Annotated in this window: 23 protein-coding genes; 14 read left to right on the forward strand and 9 right to left on the reverse strand. The window is 72.9% G+C overall.

All coding sequences use genetic code 11. From position 1 onward, the window contains the following. The first annotated feature begins 42 nt into the window (after positions 1-42). Both WBQ80_RS07060 and WBQ80_RS07065 read left to right on the forward strand, forming a co-directional pair. A complete protein-coding gene (locus WBQ80_RS07060) occupies positions 43-2,067 on the forward strand; it encodes an acyl-CoA dehydrogenase family protein (RefSeq protein ID WP_336570515.1) in 2,025 nt (674 codons plus the stop codon). Further along, positions 2,064-3,089, forward strand: coding sequence for an NADPH:quinone reductase (locus WBQ80_RS07065; RefSeq protein WP_336570516.1), 1,026 nt, complete (start codon positions 2,064-2,066; stop codon positions 3,087-3,089). Before WBQ80_RS07060 ends, WBQ80_RS07065 begins: the two co-directional genes overlap by 4 nt. A 33-nt stretch (positions 3,090-3,122) precedes the next feature. On the opposite strand, the gene WBQ80_RS07070 is transcribed toward WBQ80_RS07065, so the two are convergent. Together WBQ80_RS07070 and WBQ80_RS07075 are read right to left on the reverse strand one after the other, a co-directional pair. Further along, complete coding sequence (locus tag WBQ80_RS07070) at positions 3,123-3,662, reverse strand: dihydrofolate reductase family protein (protein ID WP_336570517.1); 540 nt, start codon at positions 3,660-3,662, stop codon at positions 3,123-3,125. A 69-nt stretch (positions 3,663-3,731) separates the two neighbouring features. Continuing rightward, a complete protein-coding gene (locus WBQ80_RS07075) occupies positions 3,732-4,307 on the reverse strand; it encodes a TetR/AcrR family transcriptional regulator (RefSeq protein ID WP_336570518.1) in 576 nt (191 codons plus the stop codon). A 109-nt stretch (positions 4,308-4,416) separates the two neighbouring features. On the opposite strand from WBQ80_RS07075, the gene WBQ80_RS07080 reads away from it, so the two are divergent. Continuing rightward, a complete protein-coding gene (locus WBQ80_RS07080) occupies positions 4,417-5,001 on the forward strand; it encodes a dihydrofolate reductase family protein (protein WP_336570519.1) in 585 nt (194 codons plus the stop codon). On the opposite strand, the gene WBQ80_RS07085 is transcribed toward WBQ80_RS07080, so the two are convergent. After that, positions 4,998-5,666 (reverse strand): putative glycolipid-binding domain-containing protein, encoded by a 669-nt coding sequence (locus tag WBQ80_RS07085; RefSeq protein WP_336570520.1) that lies wholly within the window; start codon positions 5,664-5,666, stop codon positions 4,998-5,000. The genes WBQ80_RS07080 and WBQ80_RS07085 overlap by 4 nt on opposite strands. Positions 5,667-5,837: 171 nt before the next feature. Between WBQ80_RS07085 and WBQ80_RS07090 the strand changes: the two genes are divergently transcribed. Genes WBQ80_RS07090 through WBQ80_RS07115 form a run of 6 tightly spaced genes read left to right on the forward strand, consistent with a single transcriptional unit; the run spans position 5,838 to position 12,250 of the window. Further along, positions 5,838-8,144: a carbon starvation CstA family protein gene (locus WBQ80_RS07090; protein ID WP_336570521.1), complete on the forward strand. Its 2,307-nt coding sequence runs from the start codon at positions 5,838-5,840 to the stop codon at positions 8,142-8,144. Further along, positions 8,144-8,410, forward strand: a complete 267-nt coding sequence (locus WBQ80_RS07095; protein ID WP_336570522.1) for a YbdD/YjiX family protein — start codon at positions 8,144-8,146, stop codon at positions 8,408-8,410. The genes WBQ80_RS07090 and WBQ80_RS07095 overlap by 1 nt, the downstream gene beginning before the upstream one ends. Positions 8,411-8,428: 18 nt before the next feature. Then, positions 8,429-9,607 carry a sensor histidine kinase gene (locus tag WBQ80_RS07100; protein ID WP_336570523.1) on the forward strand — a complete coding sequence of 393 codons (1,179 nt, stop codon included), beginning with the start codon at positions 8,429-8,431 and terminating at the stop codon, positions 9,605-9,607. Next, on the forward strand, positions 9,604-10,380 hold the full coding sequence (locus WBQ80_RS07105) for a LytR/AlgR family response regulator transcription factor (RefSeq protein WP_336570524.1): 777 nt from the start codon (positions 9,604-9,606) through the stop codon (positions 10,378-10,380). The genes WBQ80_RS07100 and WBQ80_RS07105 overlap by 4 nt, the downstream gene beginning before the upstream one ends. After that, positions 10,377-10,766 carry a heavy metal transporter gene (locus WBQ80_RS07110; protein ID WP_336570525.1) on the forward strand — a complete coding sequence of 130 codons (390 nt, stop codon included), beginning with the start codon at positions 10,377-10,379 and terminating at the stop codon, positions 10,764-10,766. Before WBQ80_RS07105 ends, WBQ80_RS07110 begins: the two co-directional genes overlap by 4 nt. Beyond that, positions 10,763-12,250 carry a sodium/solute symporter gene (locus tag WBQ80_RS07115; protein ID WP_336570526.1) on the forward strand — a complete coding sequence of 496 codons (1,488 nt, stop codon included), beginning with the start codon at positions 10,763-10,765 and terminating at the stop codon, positions 12,248-12,250. Before WBQ80_RS07110 ends, WBQ80_RS07115 begins: the two co-directional genes overlap by 4 nt. 18 nt (positions 12,251-12,268) lie before the next feature. Here WBQ80_RS07115 and WBQ80_RS07120 read toward each other — a convergent pair whose 3' ends face one another. Beyond that, the gene (locus WBQ80_RS07120; RefSeq protein ID WP_336570527.1) at positions 12,269-13,336 is read right to left on the reverse strand and encodes a winged helix DNA-binding domain-containing protein; all 1,068 of its coding nucleotides are present in this window, start codon (positions 13,334-13,336) and stop codon (positions 12,269-12,271) included. A 59-nt stretch (positions 13,337-13,395) separates the two neighbouring features. Beyond that, positions 13,396-15,723: a hypothetical protein gene (locus WBQ80_RS07125; protein WP_336570528.1), complete on the reverse strand. Its 2,328-nt coding sequence runs from the start codon at positions 15,721-15,723 to the stop codon at positions 13,396-13,398. 269 nt (positions 15,724-15,992) lie between these two features. Between WBQ80_RS07125 and WBQ80_RS07130 the strand changes: the two genes are divergently transcribed. Both WBQ80_RS07130 and WBQ80_RS07135 read left to right on the forward strand, forming a co-directional pair. After that, positions 15,993-17,126: a trypsin-like serine peptidase gene (locus tag WBQ80_RS07130; protein ID WP_336570529.1), complete on the forward strand. Its 1,134-nt coding sequence runs from the start codon at positions 15,993-15,995 to the stop codon at positions 17,124-17,126. A gap of 159 nt (positions 17,127-17,285) precedes the next feature. Further along, positions 17,286-18,236, forward strand: coding sequence for a DUF1254 domain-containing protein (locus WBQ80_RS07135; protein WP_336570530.1), 951 nt, complete (start codon positions 17,286-17,288; stop codon positions 18,234-18,236). Positions 18,237-18,257: 21 nt separating this feature from the next. Here WBQ80_RS07135 and WBQ80_RS07140 read toward each other — a convergent pair whose 3' ends face one another. Both WBQ80_RS07140 and WBQ80_RS07145 read right to left on the reverse strand, forming a co-directional pair. Beyond that, positions 18,258-18,743, reverse strand: coding sequence for a dehydrogenase (locus WBQ80_RS07140; protein WP_336570531.1), 486 nt, complete (start codon positions 18,741-18,743; stop codon positions 18,258-18,260). 50 nt (positions 18,744-18,793) lie between these two features. After that, positions 18,794-19,342, reverse strand: coding sequence for a CGNR zinc finger domain-containing protein (locus WBQ80_RS07145; protein WP_336570532.1), 549 nt, complete (start codon positions 19,340-19,342; stop codon positions 18,794-18,796). 115 nt (positions 19,343-19,457) lie between these two features. On the opposite strand from WBQ80_RS07145, the gene WBQ80_RS07150 reads away from it, so the two are divergent. After that, a complete protein-coding gene (locus WBQ80_RS07150; protein WP_336570533.1) occupies positions 19,458-20,291 on the forward strand; it encodes an alpha/beta fold hydrolase in 834 nt (277 codons plus the stop codon). A gap of 87 nt (positions 20,292-20,378) precedes the next feature. Further along, entirely contained in the window at positions 20,379-21,122 is a 744-nt protein-coding gene (locus tag WBQ80_RS17020) for a hypothetical protein (RefSeq protein WP_336570577.1), read from the forward strand. A 74-nt stretch (positions 21,123-21,196) separates the two neighbouring features. Here WBQ80_RS17020 and WBQ80_RS07165 read toward each other — a convergent pair whose 3' ends face one another. Continuing rightward, positions 21,197-22,072: an RNA polymerase sigma-70 factor gene (locus WBQ80_RS07165; protein WP_336570534.1), complete on the reverse strand. Its 876-nt coding sequence runs from the start codon at positions 22,070-22,072 to the stop codon at positions 21,197-21,199. 135 nt (positions 22,073-22,207) lie between these two features. On the opposite strand from WBQ80_RS07165, the gene ectB reads away from it, so the two are divergent. Further along, complete coding sequence (gene ectB, locus WBQ80_RS07170; protein WP_336570535.1) at positions 22,208-23,494, forward strand: diaminobutyrate--2-oxoglutarate transaminase; 1,287 nt, start codon at positions 22,208-22,210, stop codon at positions 23,492-23,494. Here ectB and WBQ80_RS07175 read toward each other — a convergent pair. Beyond that, entirely contained in the window at positions 23,491-24,123 is a 633-nt protein-coding gene (locus WBQ80_RS07175) for a GyrI-like domain-containing protein (protein WP_336570536.1), read from the reverse strand. The genes ectB and WBQ80_RS07175 overlap by 4 nt on opposite strands. Between the last annotated feature and the right edge of the window lie 24 nt (positions 24,124-24,147).

The following is a 24,147-nucleotide window of genomic DNA, read 5'->3' on the forward strand; positions in this document are numbered from 1 at the left end:
CCGGCCGCCGAGCGTAGATTGGCGATGAACGAGGAGGTTCGCGTGAGCGCCACCCGAGAGTCCGCCGTCTCACCTTCCGACCCGCCCCGGCCCACCCGGCCGGCCCAGCCCGCAGCGCCCGCACCCCCTCCGGCTCACGTCGACGAGCGGCAGTCGCGCGCCGTGGCCGAGGCCGCGCGCGAGCAGGAGTGGCGCAAGCCCAGCTTCGCCCGCGGCCTCTACCTCGGGCAGTTCGACCTGTCGCTCATCCATCCGCAGCCCCGGCCCAGCGCCGAGCGGATGGAACGCGGCGAGCGGTTCCTCGCCGAGCTCGAGGCCTACCTGCGAACCGTCGACGCGGCCGCGATCGAACGCGAGGCGCGGATCCCCGACGAGGTCTACCAGGGCCTCGCCGCCCTCGGCTGCTTCGGCATGAAGATCCCCGTCGAGTACGGCGGGCTCGGCCTCGGCCAGTACTACTACAACCACGCCCTCACGATGATCGGCACGGTGAACGCCGGCATCGTCGCCCTGCTGTCGGCGCACCAGTCGGTCGGCGTGCCCGAGCCGCTCGTGCTCGCGGGCACCGAGGAGCAGAAGCGGCGCTTCCTGCCGCGCTGCGCGAAGGGCGCCATCAGCGCGTTCCTGCTCACCGAACCCGAGGTCGGCTCCGACCCCGCACGACTGCGCGCGACCGCGGTGCCGAGCGAGGACGGCACCGAGTACGTGCTCGACGGCACGAAGCTCTGGACCACGAACGGCGTCGTCGCCGAGCTCCTCGTCGTCATGGCGCGCGTGCCCGAGTCGGACGGCCACCGGGGCGGCATCAGCGCGTTCGTGGTCGAGGCCGACTCCCCCGGTATCACGGTGCACCGCCGCAACGCGTTCATGGGCCTGCGCGGGCTCGAGAACGGCTTGACCACGATGCGGGACGTGCGCGTCCCCGCCGGGAACCTCATCGGGCGCGAGGGCGAGGGCCTCAAGATCGCGCTCACGACGCTCAACGCGGGACGGCTCGCCATCCCCGCGATCTGCGCCGGCGCGGGCAAGTGGAGCCTGAAGATCGCGCGCGAGTGGTCGAAGGCCCGCGTGCAGTGGGGGCGTCCGGTCGGCGAGCACGCCGCGATGGCGCACAAGATCGCCTTCATCGCGGCGACCACGTTCGCGCTCGAGGCGGTCGTCGACCTGTCGGGCATCCTCGCCGACGAGGACCGGAAGGACATCCGCATCGAGGCGGCCCTCGCGAAGATGTGGGCCTCCGAGATGGGATGGCGCATCGGCGACGAGCTCGTGCAGATCCGCGGCGGGCGCGGATTCGAGACCGCGGACTCGCTCGCCGCGCGCGGCGAGCGCGCGGTGCCCGCCGAGCAGGTGCTCCGCGACCTCCGCATCAACCGGATCTTCGAGGGCTCCACCGAGATCATGCGGCTGCTCATCGCCCGGGAGGCCGTCGACGCGCACCTCAAGGCGGCCGGCGACCTCATCGACCCCGACCAGGACCTCGCGGGCAAGCTCAGGGCGGCGGTCTCGGCGAGCGGGTTCTACGCGAAGTGGCTGCCGCAGCTCGTCGCCGGCCGGGGCGACCTGCCGGGCTCGTACGACGAGTTCGGACCGCTCGCGCCGCACCTGCGCTACGTCGAGCGCACGAGCCGCAAGCTCGCACGGGAGACCTTCTACGGCATGGCGCGCTGGCAGGGCGGCCTCGAGAAGAAGCAGGGGTTCCTCGCCCGCGTGGTCGACATCGGCGCCGAGCTGTTCGCCGTCTCGGCGTCGTGCGTACGCGCGGTCATGATCTCCGAGGAGACACCCGACCGGGGCAGGTCCGCGTACCAGTTGGCCGACACGTTCGCGGTGCAGTCGCGACACCGCACCGAACGCCTGCTCGACGAGCTCTGGCGCAACACGGATGCCGCGGACGAGCGTCTCGCCGCCCGCGTGCTCGACGGCGGCTACACGTGGCTCGAGCAGGGGATCGTCGACCTCAGCGAGGGGACCGGGCCGTGGATCACCGAGGCGATCCCCGCCGACGCGGGCGAGAACGTCGCGCGCCGCGTCATCCGCTCGACGAAGGAAGCGCCGACCTCATGAGGGCGATCGCCTACGCCGAGACCGGCCCGTCCTCCGTGCTGCGGCTCGTGGAGCGCGACCTCCCGCAGCCCGGCCGCGGCGAGGTGCGCGTGCGCATCGTCGTCTCGGGAGTGAACCCGACCGACTGGAAGGCCCGCGCCGGCGCGGCGGCCGGGCGGCCGACGCCGTTCGCCGAGGTCGTGCCGAACCAGGACGGCGCGGGCGTCCTCGACGCGGTCGGCGACGGCGTCGTCGGACTCGCGGCCGGCGACCGCGTCTGGGTGTTCCTCGCCGCGCACCAGCGCCCCACGGGCACCGCGCAGGAGTTCGCGGTGCTGCCCGCCTCCCGGGTGGTGCGCCTCCCGGATGCCGCGAGCTTCGACCTCGGCGCGTCGCTCGGCGTCCCCGCGATGACCGCGCACCGGGCGCTGACGGTGCACGACGGCGGGCCGGACCGGCTCGCGCCTGGAGCGCTCGACGGACGCACCGTGCTCGTCGCCGGCGGTGCCGGCGCGGTCGGGCACGCCGCCATCCAGCTCGCGCGGTGGGCGGGCGCCCGCGTGGTCACGACCGTGAGCTCGCCCGAGAAGGCGGCGCTCGCGACGGCCGCCGGCGCCCACCACGTCGTGGACTACCGGGCCGAGGACGCGGCCGCCGCCATCCGCGCGGTCGCGCCCGACGGGATCGACCAGGTCGTCGAGGTCTCTCCCGCGCGCAACGCCGCCCTCGACGCGAAGGTGATCGCGAACCAGGCGTCGATCGCGGTGTACGCCACGGACGGCGGCGCCGAGATGACGCTCGACGTGCGCCACCACTTCGCGCTCAACGCCCGGTACCAGTTCCTCCTGCTGTACACGGTCGGGGATGCGGCGCTGGCCGCCGCCGCCGAGGACGTCGTGCGGGCCGTCGAGGACGGCGCCCTGCCCGTCGGCGAGGAGGCGGGGCTGCCGATCACGCGCTTCCCCCTCGAGCGCACGGCCGAGGCGCACGACGCGGTCGAGGCGGGCACGATCGGCAAGGTGCTCATCGACGTCGCGCGCTGACGACGGGCGCCGCGGCGCTGCGCGCGGCATCCGTCATGGTCGCACGGGTGCGTAGCGAGCGGCGATGATGCCCGATTCGGAGGTCTCGACGCCGAGCAGGCGCAGGCCCACCGGTGTCGCGGTCCGCAGGCGCTCCTCGGCCGGGCCGGCGATGAACGGGTGGATGCCGGCATGGATCTCGTCGACCAGCCCGGCCTCGACCAGTGCGGCGGCCACGCCGCCGTAGCCGTGCGAGATGATCGAGTCGTGCTCGTCGCGCAGTCGGCGAGCGGTCTCGGCGACGTCGCCCTCGATGAGCGTGCAGTTCCAGTCGAGCGGGCCGGTCAGCGTCGTCGAGGCGACGTACTTGGGCAGTGCGTTGTAGTGCGCGGCGAAGCCCCGATCATCGGTCTGCGCGGGCCAGTACTCGCGGAAGAACTCGTAGCTCTTCCGCCCGAGCAGCACGGCGTCGGCGCCGAAGACCAGCGCATCGGATGCGCGCTGCACACTCCGGTCCTCCGGATCGAACCACTGCTCCATCTGATCGAACGCGCCGTCGAGCGTCATCTCGAACGAGATCGTGATCGTGCCCATGCGCCCAGCATGCTCCGCTCGGGGCCGGATGTCACCGCCCCGCGTCGTCGGGGTCCTGCGCGTGGTTCGTCACCCCGGCGGCACCACCGTCGTGACGATCCGATCGACGACCGCTTCGACGTCCACAGGCCCGAGCAGATCGGGCAGGGTCAGGTGCTCGAGCAGGAGCCCGGTCATCGCGAGGTAGAGCACGAGCACGGTCGACCGGTCGCCCGGGAAGCCGCCGTCGACGTGGTCGGAGGTCGCGACCCGCAGGTTGCCCGCGAAGTGGCGCGTGACCGCGGGCGCGAGACGCGGGTTGCGCGTGGCCTCGAGGCGCAGCTCGAAGAGCGCCAGGTGCGCCGGCCGGTCGGCCATCGCGCGCTCGACCAGCCACCGCATGAGGTCGCGCTCGGTCTCGCGCGTGTGCTCGGCCGACATCCGCTTCGCCGTCTCGGCCGGGTCGGGCTCGAGGCGTTCGAACACGTGCGCCGCCAGCTCGTCGACGAGCTGGTCGCGAGTGGCGAAGTAGTTGGAGGCGGTGCCCGCCGGCACGGCGGCGGCGCGATCCACCGCGCCGAACGTCAGCCCGCGGCTGCCCTGACCGGCGATGACCTCGACTGCGGCATCCAGCAGCCGTCGCCGCCGCTCGTCGTTCCTGACCACGCTGCACCTCCGCCCGATCCTGTCGCCATCCTAACAACTATGGTTATAGTGGTTGCACCCCTTTCCGCGGGCGATCGCCGCGCCCGCTCACCGAGATCCACGAGGACCCATGCGAAAGCTCACCTACTACATCGCGCTCTCGATCGACGGCGTCATCGCCGGACCTGACGACGAGGTCGACTTCTTCCCGAGCTCCGACGAGTACCTCGGCTGGATGACCGGGGACTACGGCGACACGCTCCCCGGGCACGTCCGCGAGCAGTTCGGCATCGCCGAGGCGCCGCTCACCAGGTTCGACACGATCGTCATGGGCCGGCGTACCTACGACCCCGCGCTGCAGATGGGGATCACCTCGCCGTACCCGCACCTGCGTCAGTACGTCGTCTCCCGGAGCCTCGAGGCGCCCGACCCCGCCGTCGCGATCGTCGCCGACGACCCGCTCGCGACCGTACGCGCGCTCAAGGCCGAGGACTCGCCGCTCGACATCTACCTCGCCGGCGGCGGGCGCCTGGCCGGCCGCCTGCTCGACGAGATCGACGAGCTCGTGGTCAAGCGGTACCCGGTCGTCGCGGGCGCCGGCCTGCCGGCATTCGGCCCCGACTTCTCGCCGACGCGGTTCGCGCTCGATGAGGTCCGGTCCTTCGCGGGCGGCAACCTCGTCGAGTGGTACTCGCGGGCCGAGCGGGGCGCCTAGGTCCCGGATGCCGCGGGCGGGCGCTCCGGCCGCGGGCGACCCGCGGTGAGGCCGACGCGTCGCCCGATCCCCGGATAGTCGACGACGACGCCGTCGTCGTCGACCTCGAGCTCGGCGGCGAAGTCGCCGTCGAGGCTACGGAACCGCACCCGCCGACGCCCGCCGACCGAGGCCGACGCGTAGCCCTGCTCGCTCCGGATGACGCGCAGGGAGGGCACGTCGACCCACGCCATCACGAGCGCCGTCTCGGGCACGTCGGCGTCGAGCAGCCCGAGCCGGCGGATGGGCATGGTGTTCGTGAGCGGGCACAGTCCGAGGTCGCAGTCGAGCGCCCCGGCCACGCTCGACGGGTCGGCGAGCCCCGGAGCCGGGAGGTCGACGTCGCCGGTCTGCGTCGCGACGGCCCGCCACTCCCCCTGCGGCGAGCGCTCGAGGTCGAGCGAGCGCGACCAGCCGAGGCCGCGCGCCGTGATGCGCAACGCGAGGGTGCGCCATCCGTCGTCGACGTCGAGTTCCCACGCCGTCGCGTACGACGCGGCCCGGGCCCCGCCGATCGCGCGCATGCCTGCCCCGTCGAAGCGCACCGAGGCCGACTCGACGCGGTCGGCGTCGCCGTCGTCCGCCCAGAGGCAGGTCCGCGCGTCGGATGCCACGCGCTCGTCCATCGCGTTCCCCCTCCCGTCCCCGCCTCCATGATGCTCCGCCCCGCCGTTCGTCGCAGAAACCGCCCGTCCGTCGCACCATCGCGCCGTTGATCGCAGCGGCCCTCCGGCGCGCGTCCCGGCCGCCTACCGTGACTCCTCGTCAGCAACGACGCGACCCCCAGGAGGAGCACAATGACGTCGCAGCCCCCGCGTACGGACATCGGCGCCGAACCGATCGGCGATCGCCCGCCCGATCCCGAGTTCCGCACCGACCCCGACCTCCCGCCCACGGCCGTCCCCGAGGCCGAGTCCGAGCGCGAGCGCAAGTGGACCCTCCCCAAGATCCTGCTCTGGGGCGCGATCTCGCTGCTCGGCGGCGTCGCCTGGACGATGCTCGCCATCGTCCGCGGCGAGACGGTGAACGCCGTCTGGTTCGTCTTCGCCGCGGTCTGCACCTACCTCATCGGCTACCGCTTCTACTCGAAGGTCATCGAGCGGTACATCGCCCGTCCCGACGATCGCCGCGCGACGCCCGCCGAGGTGCGCGCCGACGGCAAGGACTACCACGCCACCGACCGGCGGGTGCTGTTCGGCCACCACTTCGCCGCCATCGCCGGCGCCGGCCCGCTCGTCGGCCCGGTGCTCGCCGCGCAGATGGGCTACCTGCCCGGCACGATCTGGATCATCGTCGGCGTCATCCTCGCCGGCGCGGTGCAGGACTACCTCGTCCTGTTCTTCTCGATGCGCCGCGGCGGCCGCACCATCGGCCAGATGGCCCGCGACGAGCTCGGGAGGATCGGCGGCACGGCCGCGATCATCGCGTCGCTGCTCATCATGCTGATCATCATCGCGATCCTGGCGCTCGTGGTCGTCAACGCCCTCGGCGAGAGCCCGTGGGGCGTGTTCAGCGTCTCGATGACGATCCCGATCGCGCTGCTCATGGGCGTGTACCTGCGCTACCTGCGCCCGGGCCGCATCACCGAGGTGTCGCTCATCGGCTTCGTGCTGCTCATCGCCGCGATCGTGGCGGGCGGATGGGTGGCCTCGACGCCGTGGGGCGCGGAGACGTTCACGCTCGACCGCACCACGATCGCGTGGGGCATCATCGTCTACGGCTTCATCGCCGCGGTCCTGCCGGTGTGGCTGCTGCTCGCGCCGCGCGACTACCTGTCGACGTTCATGAAGATCGGCGTGATCGTGGTCCTCGCGGGCGCGATCGTCCTCGTCCGCCCCGAGATCACGGTGCCGGCGATCAGCGAGTTCGCCGGCGGCGAGCTGGGCCCAGTGTTCTCGGGCTCGCTCTTCCCGTTCCTGTTCGTCACGATCGCGTGCGGCGCGCTCTCCGGGTTCCACGCGCTCATCGCATCGGGCACGACGCCCAAGCTGCTCGAGAAGGAGCGCCAGTCGCGCTTCATCGGCTACGGCGGCATGCTCATGGAGTCGTTCGTCGCGATCATGGCCCTCGTCGCCGCGATCTCGCTCGACCGCGGCATCTACTTCGCCATGAACTCGTCGGCGGCCGCCACGGGCGGCACCATCGAGGGCGCGGTCGCGTTCGTGAACTCGCTCGGACTCACGGGCGTGAACCTGACGCCCGACATGCTGTCGTCGACGGCGGAGGCCGTGGGCGAGGAATCGATCGTCTCCCGGACGGGCGGGGCGCCGACCCTGGCGCTCGGCCTCGCGAACATCATGCAGCAGGCCTTCGGCGGCGCCGCGATGGCGGGCTTCTGGTACCACTTCGCGATCATGTTCGAGGCGCTTTTCATCCTCACCGCGGTCGACGCCGGCACGCGCGTCGCGCGCTTCATGCTGCAGGACTCGATCGGCAACGTCATCCCGAAGTTCAAGGACACCGCGTGGCGTCCGGGCGTCTGGATCACGACCGCGATCATGGTCGCCGGCTGGGGCTACATCCTGATCCTCGGCGTCACCGATCCGCTCGGCGGCATCAACACGTTCTTCCCGCTGTTCGGCATCGCGAACCAGCTGCTCGCGGTCATCGCGCTCGCGGTCGTGCTCGCGATCGTCGCCAAGCGGGGTCGGAGCTACTTCAAGTGGCTCTGGATCGTGGGCCTGCCGCTCGGCTTCGCGGCGGTCGTGACGATCACGGCGTCGATGTTCAAGATCTTCTCGCCGGTGCCGCAGGTGGGCTACTGGGCCAACCACATCGCCTTCCGCAACGCGCTCGACGCGGGCGAGACCTCGTTCGGCACGGCCGGCACGGTCGAGGCGATGGAGGCGGTCGTGCGCAACACCTTCGTGCAGGGCACCCTGTCGATCGTGTTCGTGACGCTCGCGATCACGGTGCTCGTCACCTCGCTCGTCACGACCGCGCGGGCCATCCGCAACGGCGGGGGCGAGAACCACGAGGATCCGCCCGTGCCATCCCGTCGCTTCGCCCCGGCCGGGCTCGTCGCGACGCCCGCCGAGAAGGCGCTCGAGCGCGACTGGGCGGCCCTGCCGGCCGACCGGCGCCCGGAGACGGTGCGCCACTGATGGCCGACGCCACCGCGCGGCGCCCCGCCCGGACCACCACGGTCCGGGCGGGCGCCGCCGCGTCCGCCGCGGTCGAGGGCGTGCGACGCGGATGCCGCAGCGTCGCGTGGTACCTGCGCGACCTGATGGGCGACAATGCCTACCAGGCCTACCTCGAGCACCACCGCACGCAGCACGGTCCGGAGCATCCGCCCCTCACCGAACGCGAGTTCTGGCGACAGAGGATGGACGAGCAGGACCGCAATCCCGGGGCCCGCTGCTGCTGACGTGACGAGGGAGCGCACATGATCGACGTCGTGTGGCTGCCCGTCGCCGCGATCGCCGGCGTCGCGCTCACCCTGCTCGCGCAGTTCGCATGGCGGATGGCGCGGGGCTCGCGCGACCTCGGCAGCGACGCCGAGCGCGCCGCGTTCCGCACCCTCTCGCTCGCGTCGCGCGCCGCCGTGCACCTGCGCGGCGGGCTCGAGACCGGCGAGGTGCACCGCGCGGCGCGTTCGCTGCGCTCGCTGCTCGGCAGCGAGGCGATCGCCATCGCCGACCGGAACGGGGTGGTCTCGATCGACGGCCGCCTCGATCTCGGGCCGACCGCGTGGCAGGTCGCGTCGAGCGTCATCGAGTCGGGGCGTCGGCAGGTGTCGTCCGGCACCGTCGACGCCGTGGGCGCGCCGATCGTCGCGAACGGCCGCGTGGTCGGCGTCATCGTCGCGTTCGCGCCGAAGGTGCGTCCGCCGCTGGTGCGCGCGGCGACCGAGGTGGCCACGTGGTGCGGCGCGCAGATCGAGCTCGGCGAGCTCGAGACCTCGCGGACGGCCCTCGCCGAGGCCGAGCTCCGCGCGCTGCGCGCCCAGATCAGCCCGCACTTCGTGTACAACGCGCTCAGCGTGATCGCGTCGTACATCAGCACCGACCCCGAGCGCGCCCGCGACCTGCTCCTCGACTTCGCCGACTTCATCCGGTACACGTTCCGGCGCCAGGGCGAGTTCACGACGCTCGCCGACGAGCTGCAGAGCGTGCACTCGTACGTCGAGCTCGAGCGCGCGCGCTTCGAGGACCGCCTGAGCGTGAGCCTGCGGATCGAGCCCGAGACGCTCGCGACCGTCATCCCGTTCCTCAGCCTGCAGCCGCTCGTCGAGAACGCGATCCGGCACGGGCTCGAGCCGCGCGAGCAGGGCGGCACGGTCGTCATCTCGTCGCACGACGACGGCACGCACACCGAGATCACGGTCGACGACGACGGGGTCGGCATGGAGCCGGGAGCGCTGCGCGAGCTGCTCGCCGACGGCCGGGCCGGCGACCGCGCAGCCCACATCGGCCTGCGGAACGTCGACTCGCGCGTGCGCGGCATCTACGGCGACGACCACGCGCTCGTGATCGAGACGAACCCCGGAGCGGGCACGATGGTACGCATGCGCATCCCGAAGTCGCAGCCGTTCAACGAGACCGAGCGGGCGGTGAGCGGATGACGGCCGCTGACGCGGGGCCCGGCGCTCGCGCGGGCGCGGGCCGCACGATCGACGTCCTCATCGCCGACGACGAGCGCCCCGTCCTCGACGAGCTCGAGGTGCTGCTCCGCCGCGACGAGCGCGTCCGCGACATCCGTCGTGCCGCCTCGGGCTCGGAGGCCGTGCGCCTCCTCGCCGAGCGGCCCGTCGACGCCGCGTTCCTCGACATCCACATGCCCGGGCTGTCGGGGTTCGACCTCGCGCGGGCGCTGCGACGGTTCGGGGAGCCGCCCGCGATCGTGTTCGTCACGGCCGACGAGGCCGGCGCGGTCGAGGCGTTCGACTTCCAGGCGGTCGACTTCATCCTGAAGCCCATCCGGCGGGAGCGGCTGCGCCGTGCGGTGGACCGCATCCTCGCGGGGCGCGATGCCGTGCCGGAGGCCGACGCGGTCCCGGACGAGACGATCCCGGTGCGGGTCGGCAACATCATGCGCGTCGTGCGGCGCAGCGACGTGCGCTGGGTGCAGGCGCAGGGCGACTACTCGCGGCTCGTGACCGACGCCGACAGCCACCTGATCCGCGAGACCATCTCCGACCTCGAGGAGCGCTGGGCGCCGGCGGGCTTCATCCGCGTGCACCGCTCCTACCTCGTCGACCGGAACGCGATCACGACCGTGCGCCTCGTCGGCGCGCATCCGTCGCTGACGGTGGCCGGCGAGGAGATCCCCGTCAGCCGCCGCTCCATCCAGGTCGTGCGCGAGGCGATCCTGCAGCTGCCCGAGGAGGGACGGTGAACGGCTCCGACGCGGGTCGCGGCCGCCCCGCGCGCGAGCGCGTGACCTCCGTCGACCGGGCGCTCAAGGGCCGGACCGAGCCCGTCGCGCGGACCGGGTCGACGCACGTGAGCGAGGCGGAGTCCGTCTTCACGCGGGGGCTCATGCGCGCGCAGGGCCGGCTCGCGGTCGCGTTCGTGCTCGCCTTCGTCGCCGTCATCGCCGGCATGACCGTGGTCATCAGCCGCGTCCCGGCCCTGCACGACCTCGTGCTGTGGGGCGTGCCCCTGCCCTGGCTGATCCAGGCGTACGGCTACTACCCGGTCATCCTGGTCTTCGCGATCGCGTTCGTCGTCGCCGCGATGCGCGTCGAGCAGCGGTTCCGCGCCCTCGTGGAGCAGGAATGAGCCCGCTGCTGGTCGCCGGCGCGATCCTGTTCGTCGTCGTCGCGACCTCCGTCATCAGCGCGTACGGCCTGCGGATCTCGCGGACGACGAGCGACTTCTTCGTCGCATCGCGCACCGTGCGCCCCATCTGGAACGCGTCCGCCATCAGCGGGGAGTACCTGTCGGCGGGCACCTTCCTGGGGCTGTCGGGGCTGGTGCTGCTGTCGGGGTCCGAGGCGTTCTGGTTCCCCATCGGCTACGCCGCCGGGTACTTCCTCGTGCTGGTCTTCGTCGCCGCCCCGCTGCGCCGGAGCGGCGCGTACACGATCCCCGACTTCATCCAGGCGCGCCTCGACTCGGTGGTCGCCCGCCGGGTCACGAGCGTGCTCGTGGTGGTCATCGGATGGCTCTACATCGTGCCCCAGTTCCAGGGCGCCGCACTCGCGCTCAACGTCGTCGCCGACGTCCCGCCGTGGGTCGGCGCCGTCACCGTCGCCGTGGTCGTCGCCGGGTCGGTCGCGGCGGGCGGCATGCGCTCGATCACGTTCGTGCAGGCGTTCCTGTTCTGGCTGAAGCTCGCGGCCCTCGCGGTCCCGGTGCTGTTCGTGATGATCGCGTTCGGCCCCCACGAGCCGTCGGTCGACCCGCACCTGGTGTTCCCCGTCGAGTACGGACCCGGCGGGCTCGACACGTACGCGACGGCCTCGCTGCTGCTCGCCCTGCTGCTCGGCACGATCGGGCTGCCCCACGTGCTGGTGCGCTTCTACACGAGCCCGACGGGCAGCTCGGCGCGCTGGACGACGGTCATCGTCATCGCGCTCATCAGCGTCTTCTACATGGTCTCGGGCACCATCGGGCTCGTCGCGCGCGCGACCGTGCCCGATCTGGCCCAGCCGGGAGTGGCCGACACGGTCGCGCTCCTGCTGCCGTCGCGGCTCTTCCCGGGCGTGGTGGGCGACCTCCTCACCGCGCTCGTCATCGCGGGCGCGCTCGCCGCGTTCCTCGGCACGTCGTCGGGACTCGTCGTGTCGCTCTCGAGCGTGGTGAGCCAGGACCTCTTCCACGGCACGGTCCGCTCGTTCCGGTGGGCCGCCGTCTTCACGGCCACGATCCCGCTGCTCGTCGCGCTCGCGACGGTGCCGCAGGCGCTGGTCTCATCGGTCGGCAACGTCTTCGTGTTCGCCGCGTCGGCGCTGTCGCCCGTCATCGTGCTCGGCATCTGGTGGCGGCGCCTCACCGCGCGCGGGGCCGTCGCCGGCATGCTCGTCGGCGCGACGCTCTGCGCCGCGGCCTTCGCCGTGTCCGCGGCCATCGGCTCCGACGCCGGACCGGTCGCGGCACTGCTCGCGCAGCCCGGCGCCTGGACGATCCCCGCCGCGACGCTGACGTGCGTCGTGGTCTCGCTGCTCGACCGGCGCAGGCCCGCGAACACCGAGCGGATCCTGACCCGGCTGCACACGCCGGAGCGGTCCCGCCCGAGTGCGGCGACCCCCGCGGCGGAGTGACGCGGCGGCACGCCCAGTTCAGCCGTCGACGATCCGAACGCGCGCCTCGAGGCCGAGGAACGCCGCGTAGCGCTGCGCCGCGTCATCCAGCGCCCGGCGCTCGGCCGCCCGCAGCTCGCGCACCGGCTGCAGCGCGAAGGTCACGGCCGTGGCCCCGACGGTGCGGCGCATGGCGGCGAGCAGCTGGCCGTCCACGAGGCCCATGCCCATCGCCGCCTCGCGGCGCCGCTCGGCCAGCCCCTCGGCGTCGATGACCCAACGGGAGTCCTGGTACCCGCGGTACATCTCGTCGAGCACCTGCAGCAGGTGGCCGGCGGGGGCGGCGAGAGCCGGTGCGTCCCCGCCCGCGTGCCAGAACGTGCGGCCGTCGTGCTCGAACGAGACCAGCCCGTCGGCGGCGGCGATCCCCCGGCGCACGTCGGTCACGGTGAGCGTGGCCCAGTACGCCAGGTCGCGCTCGGTCGCGGGGCCGTGCGAGGTGAAGTAGCGCCGGGCGAGCTCGGCGAGGGCCTCGTCGCGGTCCACCTCCCGGCCGGCGGGCACGCGCTCGTCGAACAGGGCGTACGTGTGCTCGCCGTCGCGCGGCGCGCCGCTGCAGACGAGCGCGTGCACCTCGAGGTGCGCGAGCAGGAGCATGAGCTGCATGCCGGTGAGCTCGATGCCGCGCGCACCGAGCTCGACCGCGAGATCGGCCCGGGTGCGGTCGGGCGCCTCGGCGAGGATCCCGACGACCGCATCGGTGAGCCGGCCCATCTCGTCGGCGAGCGCGCGCAACTGCACCTCGATCGTCGGCAGCACCCTCGGTGCCGTGAGCTCGAGCAGCCAGCGCGCGTCGTCGGCGTCGACGTAGTGCCAGGTCGGCCGCAGCACGTGCGTCCGGATGACGCGGCCGCTCGCGAGTGCGCCGGCGAGGTCCTCACTGCGCGGAGTCGCCGTGCGCGTGGCCACCGCCCACGCCGACTGCGAGGGATTCTCGGCCTGCACGGCCAGCAGGGACGCGACCACGTCCCGGGCCCCGGGCGCCGGGTCGGCCAGGCGCTGCGAATGCAGCCGCCAGCGGGCGATGTCGCGATCGGTCGTCACCACGCTCGCCACGATAGCGAGGTGCGGGCCGGGAGGTCACGCGCCGGCCGGGCGGCAACGGCTCAGCCCACGAGGCGGACCGGCGGCTCCGGGCTCGTCGGTGCGGGATGGTTCGTCGCCGCGTCGAGGCGGGCCGTGACGCCGACCATGAAGCGCGCGACATCCTCGAGCTCGTCGGCGGTGGGCACCCAGTGCACGGCCGTCGCCACCGAGCGCGCGAGCCGGTCGAACTGCTCCGCGAACGTGCCCGTGAGCGCGGGCACGCTGTAGCCGGCGTCGTCGACGAGGTAGCGGACCGCGCGCAGCTGCTGCTCGGTCGTGAGCCCACCCTCGTGGGTCGCGAGCGCCGCCCGCAGGATGGTCGATGCGTCGATGAGCTGCGCGAAGTCCTCGGCGCCGAGCCCCAGCTCGTCGCGGAGTCCCGGCAGGTCGGGCTCGAGCATGATCCGGGCCGGGTCGAGGATGCCGCGCCGCTCGAGCTTCGCGTGGAGCACCGAGAACTGCGCGATCTGCCATGCCGAGGTGATCGGCGCGAGGACGAGCTCGCGCATCTGCGGCTCGTGCCCGAGCAGCATGAGCTCGGGATCGTGCGCCGCGCCGCGCTGGTAGAAGTCCACGTCCCGCGCGTACTGCACTCCGCGGATCGCCTCCTCGACGAGCAGCCGGCGCTCCACCTCCCCCTCGATCGCGCGCGCCCGCCGAGCGGTGAAGCACGCGTACGAATAGCGGATCTCGGTCTCGAGCGAGGCGCCCGCCTCGCGGAGCCACCGTCGCGCGGCCGCCTCGTGGCGCGACGCGAGGGCCGCGGACCCCTCGCCCGTCGCCTCGCCCCGGCCCCAGTCGCCCGCGACATCCGGGTTGAAGATCATGTAGCAGAGCGCGGCACGGGCGCGCATGCGCGACAGCACCCGGTTCGGGTCGCGCCGCGGCACCGCGCTCTCGCGCTCGAGCAGCTCGATGTAGCGGTCGACGGCGAGCCGGACGCGCGCGACCCGTTGGGCGACCGCGGGGTCGTCGGCCGCGGCGCCGTCGAGCTCGACGTACGCGGCCCAGTTCCGGGCGGCGGTCATGTAGAGCATGAGCGTGCGCAGCAGCATCGCGCGCGGCTCCGGTGCGGGCGGCCGGATGCGACGCCGCTCGTCCCATCGCGTCCGGATCGGGCGGGTGATGGCGTGCATGTCCGACGGGTCCGTTCGCGCCGGGCCGAGCTCGGTCGCGACCCGCACGTACTCGTGGCGCGCCTTCGGGCGCCGATCGGCGAACATCTCCGGCTCGCCGCAGAGCCAGGCGGCGTGGTTGACGATCGGCTCGAGCCCCTCGTCGAGGAACGCCTCGAGCGACTCCCGGTCCTCGAGCCGCTCGAACCGGTCGAACACCCGGTCGTACTCGGCGAGGATGCTCGTGGGATCCTCCTCCATGGCGCGGTTGAGGTAGTGCCGCCGCTCCTCGCCGCGCGTCATCCGGGCCAGGCCGAGGAAGCCGACGGACTTCCAGCTCGCCGTCCGATAGAACCCGCGCACGTCGGGATAGCGCGCGGCCATCGACATCGCGGTGAAGCCCGCGGCCAGCGCGAGCAGCTTCCGGTGCTGGTCGGGCTCGGACGACTCCCACTCGAGCTGCAGCTCGACCTCGTCGATGGGGTGGCCGTTGCGCCGCAGGGTCGCGATGCCCGAGTGGGCGTCGAGGATGGTGACCTGGAGCAGCCACGGCGCCGAGTTGAACAGGACCTGGAAGAGCCAGGCGATGGCCGACGCGACGCCGCTGCCGCTGCGGTCGGCGATCGCGATGAACTCGCCGAGGTCGGGCGAGCTGGGTCGTTCGACGCGCTCGCGCGGGTCGTCGAGGTTGGCGTTCCGAACCTGCAGGAGCGCGTCGATCGCCCACGAGGTGTTGACGCTCCCGTCCGGCGCGAGCACTTTCGCGTCGAGCCGCGAGCGGGTCGCGAGGCCGGGGCCGAGGACCGCGATCGTCGCGAGGGCGAGCGGCAGGACGACCGCGAGCCACATCGCGAACCCGTCGCTCGCGTACGCGGTCGCGACGACGACCACGAGGGGCGTGACCACGACCATCGACCACCCCACCGCGCGCAGCACCGCCCCGGTGCGCCGGGTGGCCTTCAGGTTCCGGATGCCGGGCAGCAGCGCCACGAGGCGCGCGGCCACGGCGAGCACGAGCCAGGTCACCAGCACCGCGAGGAGCGTGTCGCCGAGGGGCACGAGGACGGCGTCGACGAACCGGTCCCACCGTGCGCCGACCGCCGCCGTCCAGTCGGTCAGCGTGCGCGTCTCGCCGAGATCGGCGGTGCATCCCCCGAGCGCGAGGGCGGCGCCGATCGCGAGTGCCGCCCCCGGTACCCGGCTCCGTCGTGCTCGACTCGTGGTGTCCTGCATGATCCGCGCCTGCCTGGCGCGAGTCTAGTGATCCGGCGGCTCGACGCGACAGTGCCCGCACCGAGCCCGCGCGCGTGCGCCATTCGGCGCCGTCCCTGAGCATTCCTCAGGGTTTCCCGGGATGACGCGGCCGCGATCACGCGCCACCGTGGGCGCGTCAGGGCGGTCGCACGACGTCGCTTCCACCGGCCCCTGCGGGGCATCGCCGATGCGAGGCCGTTCCGGCCTTGGGCTCGAGGAGGGTCCTCGGGCTGGTCGGAGGTGGAGTGATGGACGAGAAGACGACGACCGGAGCCCCGGAGGCGCCCAGCGGCCCGGAGGAGTTCCTGCGGCTCGACAACGAGCGCGCCGCCGAGCGGATGCCGGACGAGCTCGCCGCCCAGGTCGAGGGCCGCACGCTCGCGATCGCGACCCGCGACGAGATCGACCTGGACCGCTTCGAGCCCGCGAAGGTGGACTCGGGGCGATGGGAGCTCCGGCTTCCCGAGGGGACCGGGCTCGTGATGCCCGGCGGCTCGGACGGCCGGCTCTCGCCGGACGAGGTGGACAAGGGCATCGCCCGCGAGTTCGCGGGGGCCGGCGGGCTCGACCCGGGCCGGCCGGCCTGGGTCGACTACGAGCCGCACCCGAAAGTCACCGCACCGCGGTCGACGGTGCTGCGACGCGTCGACGGCCGGGTCATCGAGCCCCACTTCGGGGTGTTCGGTTCGGACGACCGGCAGGTGTACTACCCCGCGGGCTACCCGTGGACGTGCATCGGCAAGGTCTACGTCTGGGACGACTGGGGGTCGCCGTACCCGGCATGGTCGGGCTCGGGCGTGCTCATCGGCGACCGCACCGTGCTCACCGCCGGTCACGTGTGCCCGTGGGGCTCGCGCAACTGGGCCATGCAGTTCGTGCCGGCGTACTACGACGGCGCGTCGACGCTCGGCCGCGGCGTGGGTTCCTACGTCTCCGACTACCGGGGATACGACACCGACGAGGTCTCCGCGTGGGACATGGCGGTGCTGCGCCTGTACACGCCGCTCGGCGTGAACTACGGGTACTTCGGCACGAAGGACTACCACCCCTCGTGGCAGGGCGGCCACTACTGGACGCTCGCCGGTTATCCGGGCGCGATCGCCGGGGCGGCTCGGCCGTCGCGGCAGATGTGGTGGCCCGTGCTCGACGACGACAGCGACGGCTCGGCGGAGGAGGTCGAGTACGAGGCCGACTCGAGCCCCGGCAACTCCGGCGGCCCGGTGTTCGGGTTCTGGAGCGGCGCACCCTACGCCATCGCCGCCCACAGCGGCGGGTCGAAGACCAGCATCCTGTGGTGGACGATCGAGGACACCAACGTCGGCGCCGGCGGTTCCGCGCTGAACTCCCTCGTCGCCTGGGCTCGGAGCAACTGGCCGGCCTGACCGGGGGCTCGAGCAGCACGCCCTCCGCGGCGGCATCCGCGCACCGGGTGTCGCCGCGGACGCCCGCGCGGGGCCCGCCCGTCCAGGGGGTATCGGACGGGACCGCGCCTTGGAACACTGGGTCGGGTCGCCGGACGGCGGCGGAGGGGGAGGACGCCGATGTCGAAGAGGGTCACGACGAGGAACTTCGTGCAGGCCGAGACCGCGCACCACTTCGCGGCCCAGTCGAGGCGGGCGCCCGTCAACGCGTACCACCACGAGCGGGATCCGGTCGACCCCGCGAGCCCGGGCGCCATCCGCCCCAACCTCGACGTGCTCTACTCGCACGCGGTGGTGGACGTGTCGGAGGAGGCGACGATCGCCGTGGCCCCCTCCGGCGAGTACCAGGCCGACCAGGTGATCGACGAGCAGCACTACGTCGTGGGGGTCGTCCGCCCCGGCGAGACGCTGCGGCTGACGAACGCGCAGCTGTCGAGCGGAACGCACGTCTACGTCCTCGGGCGGACGGCGCTCGCCGGGGGCCTCCGCCGCGCGCACGAGCTCCAGGACCTCCGCACCATCACCTCGAGGACCGCGAACCCGTATCGCCCGGAACCGTACGACGACGCGAGCCGGCTCGCGGTCGGCGCACGGCTCGAACGCGACGCGCGCGAGCTCGACCCCGAGCGCGCGTTCGGCACGCGGCGGTCGACCGACCGCGAGCAGCACCTGCTCGGCACGCGCGTGGGATGGGGCACCCTCCCCGTGGAGCACGGCCGGTACTTCGAGGGCGTCGCGACCTGCAGCGGATGCGACACCTGGACGTTCGAGGTCCCGCCGGTCGAACACGATCGCGGCGGCTTCTACTCGATCGCCAAGTACGACGAGCGCGGGCGCCTCGCCGACGACCACGCGCGGATCGCGGGGTCGGAGATGATGCGGAACGGCGACGGCACGGTCAGCGTCTACTTCGGCGACGACACGTGCGTGGCGACCGGCAATGTGATCCGGACGGCGGCGGGCGAGCGGTTCCGCTACGCCATGCGCATCTACCGGCCGCGCGACGCCGACGAGACCCGCCGATACGTCGATCGCCTCGCCGACCGCGGGCTGCGGCGCGTGCTCAACTGACCGCCGCCGCGCGCATCCGGCTCAGGCCCGCGCGTCCTCGAGGTGCGGGGCGCCGTGGCTCAGCACCTTCACGACGAGGTCGTGCCGGCGGAGCGTGCGGATGGTGCGCGCGACCTCGTCGGGGGTGCGACCCAGCGCACGCTCGTTGACGACGACGAGCACGTCGCCCGCGCGCAGCGTCTCGAAGAGGCGGGCGAGGCGCTGCTCCCACGACTCGGGCGCGTCGGGCGTGGGGTAGCGGAAGTCGAGGATCTGGACGCCGAACCTGGTCAGGTCCGTGCGCTGCTCGAGGATCGGCGGCATGTCGTCGCGCGGGACCACGAGCCCGACGAGCCGCGATCCCTCGGGACGCGCCTTCCACCAGTCGTGGTTGCGCTGCAGCTCCTCGAAGCACTCGGGGCAGCCGATCGCGTGGTGGCCGGGTTCGTGCGCGAGCCGTGCGGCGCCGGTCGCGGGGGGTGCGGCCGCCGCGGCATCCGTCGTCGGACCGCTCGTGTGGTCAGCCATGTCGAACCCCTTCGTGTCGGGTTCCATTGTCGCCGACTCGCCTCCGCCGCTCACGCGCGCTTCGTGCGCGCGTAGTGCCGGCGCGCCTTGGCGCGGTTGCCGCAGGTCTCCATGGAGTGCCACTGGCGCGTGTTGCCGCGGCTCGTGTCGATGAAGAAGTGCTGGCAGTCGGATGCCGCGCACGGGCGGATGCGCGATCCCTCGGGCCCCTGCAGGCTCGACCACTCGAGCATCGCGCGCGCACCGACGCGGCGGGCGGGGTCGATGTCGTCGCGCCAGGCGATGCCGTCGGCGCCGAGGGCGGGGCGGCGCGTGATGGCCCCGACCCAGGGAGCGAGCTCGTCGGCCGAGCGCTCGCCCCGCAGGACGTCGACGAGCACCGGTCGCACCGCCCGTGCATCGGCGATCTCGTCGGCGTCGCCGGTGCCGCCGTGCGCGACGAGCCAGGCGGACGCCGCCGCGTCGTCGCCGAGCTCGTCGTCGACGCGATCCGGGTGGCGCAGTCGCGAGTTGACGAGGTCGAGCAGCAGCGAGCGCTCGGCCAGCGCGCGCGCGGCGTCCGTCGTCACCTGCTCACCCCCGGTTCGCTCGATCGTCATCGAATTCTAACCCCCGTGGAATACTTTTGCGGTTCGGAGTGCTACAGTCGACAACGATCTAACCGCCAACCGCATTCCACACGGTTAGGCACTGACTGATGAAGGAGTGGCATCCATGCCGTACATCACCGTCGGAACCGAGAACTCGGCAGACATCGACCTCTACTACGAGGACCACGGCACGGGGCAGCCCGTCCTGCTGATCCACGGGTACCCGCTGAGCGGCGATTCGTGGGAGAAGCAGTCGGCCGCCCTGCTCGACGCCGGCTACCGCGTCATCACGTACGACCGCCGCGGGTTCGGCCGCTCGTCGAAGCCCACCGTCGGCTACGACTACGACACCTTCGCCGCCGACCTCAAGGTCGTGCTCGACACCCTCGACCTGGACGACGTGATCCTCGTGGGCTTCTCGATGGGCACCGGCGAGGTGGGCCGCTACCTCGGCACCCACGGCAGCGCGCGCGTCGCCAAGGCCGCGTTCCTCGCCTCGCTCGAGCCGTTCCTGCTGCAGGCCGACGACAACCCCACGGGCGTGCCGGCCGACGTGTTCGCCGGCATCGAGCAGTCCGCGAAGTCCGACCGCTACGCGTGGTTCGACCAGTTCTTCCAGGACTTCTACAACCTCGACGAGAACCTGGGCAGCCGGATCGGCGAGGCGGCGGTCCGTGCGAGCTGGAACACCGCGGCATCCGCCGGCTGGTTCGCCTCGTCGGCCGTCGTGCAGTCGTGGCTCACCGACTTCCGCGGCGACATCGAGAAGATCGACGTGCCGGCGCTGATCCTGCACGGCACCGCCGACCGCATCCTGCCGATCGACGCGACCGCGCGCGAGTTCGCCAAGCGCCTCCCGTCCGCCGAGTACGTCGAGATCGAGGGCGCGCCGCACGGCCTGCTCTGGACCCACGCCGACGACGTGACCCGAGCGCTGCTCGCCTTCGTGCAGAAGTAGTCGCACCGAGCGTCGCAGTCCCGAACGAGGGGCCCGGGTGATCCCGGGCCCCTCGTCGCGTCCGCACGCCTTCGGTACGATCGCCGGATGTCGGAGATCGTGCTCCTCGGCAGCGTCTTCCTCCCGGCGGCGGCGTACGAGCCGCTCGCCGCGGCGCTCGCGGCGCGCGGGCATCGCGTCCGCATCGCGCAGCCCGGTCCGGCGGCGACCGCGCAGGACGCGCTCGCGGCGTACCGCTCCGCGCTCGGCGAACGGCGGGGCCTCGTCGGCGTCGCGCACTCGAACGCGGGCGCCTACATGCCGGCGCTCGTCGCCGACGGCGCCGTCCGGTCGGCCGTGTTCATGGACGCCTCGAGGAGGCTCGCGGCGCCGACTGAGCCGCTCGGCGCGCCCCGGCCACTCGCCGCGGCGCCCGAGAGCATGCCGAACGCACCGCCGCGGGAGCCGAACGGAACGTTCGCCATACTCTCGCCCGCGTGCAGCCGCGATGCGACGCCCGCGGGTCCGTCAGGCGGTCAACCGCTCGCCGCGGCCCGCGCGCTCGCGCGCCACCACCTCGCGCACCGCCGGCGCGACCTCCTCGCCGAACCGGCGGGTCACCACCGGGTCGTCACCGCCGATGAGGAACGCGCTCACCCCGTGCTCGCGCGCGAGGAACGCGATCTCGTCACCCACTGCTCGGGCTGGCCCATGAGCGGCCCGCGCGAGACCGGCGAGAACCCGACGCGCATGAAGTTGAGCAGTCGGCGCACGCCCGCCCGTGCGCGAGCCCATCGACGGTCGAGAACTGCGGGTGGACGCGGACGGGATCGTCGGTGCCGAGCACCGTGACCGAGCTCGAGAGCGCATGCACGAGGTCTGCGCCGCGATGGCCGCGAGGCAGATCATTCCCGGATGTCGCCGCGTCAGCGTGCGAGTATCGCCATCCCACCGAGCCGCCCCAGCTTGTCCGGGTTGGCCACCGCGTAGATCCGAGCGACATGGCCGCCCTCGATCGCGATGCTCAGCGCGCCCACGACCTCACCGTCGACCTCGACGAGCGCACCCGGACCGCCGTTCACCCAGGACGGGACGGCGCGGTACCCCACCCCGGCCTTCCGGATGGCCCCGGTGAGGTAGGCGGCGAGCCGTCCCGCGCCCACGATCGGCCGGCGCGCCGCGCCCCGGACCTTGCCGCCGCCGTCGGCGACCGACACCACGTCCGGCGCCAGCACGTCCATGAGTCCCTGCAGGTCGCCGGTGTTGAACGCCGCGAGGAACTGCTCGAGCACCCGCTCCTGCTCCGCGCGTGCGACCTCGATGCGCGGGCGGCGCGCGGACACGTGCTGCCTGGCCCGGTGCGCGATCTGGCGGACGGCCGCCGGCGACTTGTCGACGGCGGCCCCGATCTCGTCGTACGGCACGTCGAAGACCTCGTGCAGTACGAACACCGCCCGCTCGACCGGCCCGAGCGTCTCGAGCACCGTGAGGGTCGCCATCGACAGCGACTCCGCCAGCGCGACGTCGTCGGCGACATCCGGACTCGTGAGCACCGGCTCGGGAAGCCACTCGCCGACGTAGTCCTCGCGACGCCGCGACTGTGCTCGGAGGAGGTCGAGCGCCTGGCGCGTGACGATGCGGACGAGGTAGGCGCGCGCATCCCGCACCTCGGACCGATCCACCCGGGACCACCGGAGCCACGACTCCTGCAGCACGTCCTCGGCGTCGGCCGCCGAGCCGAGCAGCTCGTAGGCGACCGTGAACAGCAGATTCCGATGCGTGACGAACGGGTCGGCGCTCATGGGCGTCACCCTACGTGACAGGAAACGGGGCCGCCGCTCTCGCGACGACCCCCGATCGGCCGCGCACACCCCGCTCCCGGCCGGAGGCCGTAGGGTCGAGGCACCGCCCCCTTCCCCGAGAGGAGACCGCCTGCCATGAGCAGCGTCACGACCAGCGCCACCGACCTGGACGTCTTCGACCGCCGCGAGTCGGAGGTGCGCGGGTACGTCCGCGCGTTCCCGACCGTGTTCGACCGCGCCACCGGTTCGACGCTCGTCGACGCCGACGGGCGGGAGTACCTCGACTTCTTCGCGGGCGCGGGGGTGCTGAACTACGGGCACAACAACCCGGCGTTCACGCGTGCCCTCATCGAGTACCTCGAGCGCGACGGCATCATCCACGGCCTCGACATGGCGACCTCGGCCAAGCGCGCGTTCATCGAGGCGTTCGAGCAGCTCGTGCTCGAGCCGCGCGGCCTCGACCACAAGCTGCAGTTCACCGGCCCGACGGGCGCGAACGCCGTGGAGGCCGCGCTCAAGGTCGCGCGCCAGGCGACCGGCCGGTCGACGGTGGTCGCGTTCACGAACGCGTTCCACGGGCTCAGCATGGGGGCGCTCGCGGCGACGGGCAACTCGCACTACCGCTCGGCGGCCGGCGTCGGGCTCGACGACATCGCCCGCCTGCCGTACGACGGCTACCTGGGCGCGGACGTCGACACGCTCGACCTGCTCGAGCGCATGCTCGACGACCCGGGTTCCGGCCTCGACCACCCGGCTGCGGTCATCGTCGAGGCCGTGCAGGGCGAGGGCGGCATCAACGTCGCGCGCGTGGAGTGGCTGCAGCGCCTGCGCGCGCTGACGGAGGCGCGCGGCATCCTGCTGATCCTCGACGAGATCCAGGCCGGCGTGGGCCGCACCGGCAGGTTCTTCGCGTTCGAGCACGCCGGCATCGTTCCCGACATCGTGACGGTGTCGAAGTCGATCTCCGGGTCCGGCCTGCCGATGTCGCTCGTGCTCCTCCGCCCCGAGGTCGACGTGTGGAAGCCCGGTCAGCACACGGGCACGTTCCGCGGCAACAACCTCGCGTTCGTGTCGGCTCGCGTCGCACTCGAGACCTACTGGTCGGATGCCGCCTTCGCCGAGGCGGTCACCGCCAAGGGCGAGCTGCTGCGCGGCGAGCTCGAGCGGATCGCCGCCGACCACCCGGAGCTCGGCTTCACGGTCCGCGGCCGCGGCCTCATGATGGGCATCGCCTGCGACGCCGATCGCACCCTCGCGGGGCGCGTGTCGAAGGCGGCCTTCGAGCGCGGACTCGTCATCGAGACCTCGGGCGCCCACGACGAGGTGCTCAAGTTCCTCCCGGCGCTCACGATCACCGACGAGGAGCTGCGCCGCGGGGTCGCGATCGTGCGCGAGAGCCTCGCCGCGGTACTGGACGGCTAGGCGGGCTTCACCGGCTGGCGCAGCACGGTGCGGAGCTTCTCGGGCGCCGTCCGGCGGGCGTCGCTCAGGTAGACCTCGTGGTGGGGCCCGTTGAAGTCGAGCCCGTGCTGCGGCATCCACTCGTCGTGGAGCCGCGCGAGCGTCGGCGTCTCGTCGTCGTACGAGCCCACGTGGAGGATCTGCGCGGATCGCCCCTCGTGCCGGCGCACGAGACGCAGCCGGTCGAGCGCACGGTCGGACGCCTTCGACCGGGCGACCTCGGTCGCGGCCGCCACCGCGTCGTCGTCGATCCAGTCGGGCTGGGCGATGAGCATGGTCCAGCTCCACGCGTCCTTGTCGCGCGCCACGAACGCCGCGGGGTCGTCGGCCCACCACAGTCCCTCCAGCGGCGCGACCACGAAGTCGCGCCCGAGACCGCGCCGGCTCCCGTACTTCACCGCGTAGGCGACGCCGAACAGCGCCTCGACCGCCTCGCGGTACGACGGCTCGACGTCGGGGTCGCCGTGGCCGTCGACGGCGAGGAACCGCATCGGCGGCACGTCGACGAGCGCGAAGTCCTTCGCCGACGGCGCGTAGAGCTCGGGATGCTCGCGCTTGACGTCGTACTTCGCCTCCGCCGGGTGGCCCATGCCGGGAGCGTACTGCCTCGCGCC

The sequence above is a fragment of the Agromyces sp. CCNWLW213 genome, assembly GCF_037199545.1.
Taxonomy (GTDB): domain Bacteria; phylum Actinomycetota; class Actinomycetes; order Actinomycetales; family Microbacteriaceae; genus Agromyces.